General features: G+C 65.2%; 3 protein-coding genes. 2 read left to right on the forward strand and 1 reads right to left on the reverse strand.

Features of this window, described 5'->3' with window-relative positions; translation table 11 throughout:
• Positions 1 to 84: 84 nt before the first annotated feature.
• Positions 85 to 924, reverse strand: a complete 840-nt coding sequence (locus tag ACYVJ0_RS13435) for a DNA-processing protein DprA (protein ID WP_460818357.1) — start codon at positions 922 to 924, stop codon at positions 85 to 87.
• Between the two features lie 106 nt (positions 925 to 1,030).
• Here ACYVJ0_RS13435 and ACYVJ0_RS13440 point away from each other — a divergent pair, with 106 nt between their 5' ends.
• Positions 1,031 to 1,396 (forward strand): ArsR/SmtB family transcription factor, encoded by a 366-nt coding sequence (locus ACYVJ0_RS13440; RefSeq protein ID WP_460818358.1) that lies wholly within the window; start codon positions 1,031 to 1,033, stop codon positions 1,394 to 1,396.
• Positions 1,397 to 1,437: 41 nt separating this feature from the next.
• A complete protein-coding gene (locus tag ACYVJ0_RS13445) occupies positions 1,438 to 2,685 on the forward strand; it encodes an MFS transporter (RefSeq protein ID WP_460818360.1) in 1,248 nt (415 codons plus the stop codon).
• The last annotated feature ends 157 nt before the right edge of the window (positions 2,686 to 2,842 follow it).

A 2,842-nucleotide genomic window follows, 5' to 3' on the forward strand; every position in this document is an offset into this window, starting at 1 on the left:
CCGCCCCATCGCCAAGCACAGCGGGTACGAGCTCGCCTGCCAGTAACTGACGTCGATTACATGCCGCTCCCGCACAATCTTGCTTCACCCCCTTGACAGCACCCAGATAACGCTCGTGATCGGCCCCGGTACCGCCCCGAGGGGACGGCGCAACTCGACGGCCTGGGCGGCCGTGTGCAGCGTCCCCGATCGATACCCCGCCTCCGCGACGACGATGGCGCCGGACAGTGCCGCGAGGAGTCGGCTACGTTGCATGAACCGCCACTTCGTCGGTGCAGCCCCAGGCGGCAACTCACTCAGCAGCAGCCCGTCCCTGCCGACGCGGGCGAGGAGTTCGGTGTGCCCGGCCGGGTAGAGCCGATCCAGCCCGCCGGCCATCACCGCGATCGTGGAACCGCCCGAAGCCAACGTGGCACGGTGCGCGGTCCCGTCGATCCCATACGCGCCGCCGGAGACGACCTGCCGTGTGTCAGTCACCGCCGCGTGGGCGAGCTCCATGGCGACATGCTCCCCGTACCCGGTCGCCGCCCGAGCACCCGTCACCGTGACGCGATCCCACACCGGTGCAGCCAGCAGACTCGTGTCGCCTTTCGCCCAGAGCGCGACCGGGGTGCGGTCACCGAGCGCATCGATCCCGGCCGGCCAGTCCGTATCGCCGGGGATCAGTACTCGTAGGCCGTGCCGTTCGGTATCGGCCAGCACCCGCCGAATCTGCGCGGCGTTGATGCGCGTTGCGAGACGCCGCTGCCACGTGTCCCCATCCGGCCCAGACACGGGCTCGTCAGCGACGACGCGCGCGACAGTCTCGGTCGCACCGACCGTACGCACCATCCGCCCCGTCACCGAATCCGCCGGCTCTGACGCCATGGCGAGAATAATCCGAGCCGTTCGCTCTTCCGCCGCCAACTGCTTGATCGTGTCCATACCGTGCTCCCTCGTTCGTCTCGACTGCATCGAGGAGTAGGTACGAACGCGACCGCAAACACATACAAGATTCCGGAGGTTCCCATCAGAGTGTTATTATCTGCGTATGAATGCGGATAAGAATGGTTGTGGTCTAGATCCATCCTCGGAGTACGTGGAACTGGCCGCGGAAGTGCTGGGTATCCTGTCTGACCCGACGCGAATCAAGATCGTGCTCGCCCTCCGTCAGGTTGACGAACTGCCGGTGAACGCGTTGGCCGAACTCGTCGGCAAGAAACCCTCCGGGGTTTCACAGCATCTCGCGCGGCTGCGGATGGCGCGGATGGTGACCACGCGGCAGGAAGGCACGAGCGTGCTCTACCGGCTCACCGACGAGCATGCCCTCGCTCTCGTGGTCGAGGCAATCAAACAGGCTGAACACGCGGTCGCAAACGGCCAGATCCCGCTCCACCACCACGCACCCCGGCAATAACCCACTCCTGACCCTTCCCACCAACCTGTGAGGCACCAAGTATGATCGCCGTCCTCCGAAACCCGACCTACGCGAAGCTGTTCAGCGCGCAGATGATCGCGCTGCTAGGCACCGGGCTCCTCACGGTCGCGCTCGGTCTGCTCGCCTTCAACATCGCTGGCGGGGATGCGGGGATCGTGATGGGAGTGGCGATGACGATCAAGATGGTCGCCTACGTCGCCGTCTCCCCGATCACCACCGCTCTGACTGCACGCTTGCCACGCAAGCCCGTCCTCATCGGTGCCGACCTGATCCGGGCAGGGGTCGCCGTCTCGCTGCCGTTCGTCACCGAGGCGTGGCAGATCTACATCCTGATCTTCCTACTCCAGTCCGCGTCAGCGACATTCACACCCGCGTTCCAGGCCGTCATCCCCTCCGTGCTCCCGGACGAGGGCGACTACACCCGTGCTCTGTCGCTCTCGCGTCTGGCCTATGACTTGGAATCGCTCGTGAGCCCGATGCTCGCCGCCGCCCTGCTGACGGTGATCAGCTTCCATAATCTGTTCGTCGGCACCGTGATCGGATTCCTCGCCTCCGCCGCCCTAGTGATCGCATCACGCTTCCCGCACATCGAAGTGCCACCGCCATCCGGATTCCTCGACAGGCTCACCCGCGGAACACGAGCGTTCTGGGCCAGTGGGGAGTTGCGCGGCCTGATGGGTCTCAACCTCGTCGTGGCCACCACCACAGCGATGGTCATCGTGAACACGGTCGTCCTCGTCCAAGCCGACCTCGGACGCCCGCAGCTCGATGTCGCCCTGATGCTGGGAGCCTATGGCGGCGGCTCTATGATCGTCGCCCTCGGGATGCCGAAGCTGCTGGAGAACCTCCCGGATCGGCGAGTCATGCTCACCGGCGGCATTGCCCTGCCCGTCCTGCTCCTGATCGGGTCCGGAGTCATCGCGTGGATGGACGGCGGATCGCAGTGGGCGACGCTCCTGGTCGTATGGGCGCTGCTCGGGGCCGCGACCTCGACCATCCTCACCCCATCGGCACGCCTCCTACGCCGCAACAGCACGGAGCAAAACCGGCCTGCAGTGTTCGCCGCCCAGTTCTCCCTCTCCCATGCCTGTTTCCTGATCACTTACCCCCTCGCCGGCATCCTCGGCGCGGCCATCGGACTCTCCGCGCTTGCACTCGTACTCGTCGCCATCGGCATCCTCGGAGCTGTTCTCGCTCTCTTGAACTGGCGTGGCACCCCGGACGCTTTACTCCAGGAATCCAGACAGCACACTCAGGCCCAGAATTGACGAAAGAAGCCTGAACCCACCGCGCTGTAGGCAGGGGGCTTGACCCTTGATCTTGGACACGCTGATTCCAGCACGATGCTGGGGGGAGCGAGAATCCAAGGATGGCCAGGAAGAACTACACGGACGAGTTCCGTCGCCGAGCGGTGGACTTGTACGA

This window comes from Microbacterium petrolearium, from assembly GCF_054782875.1.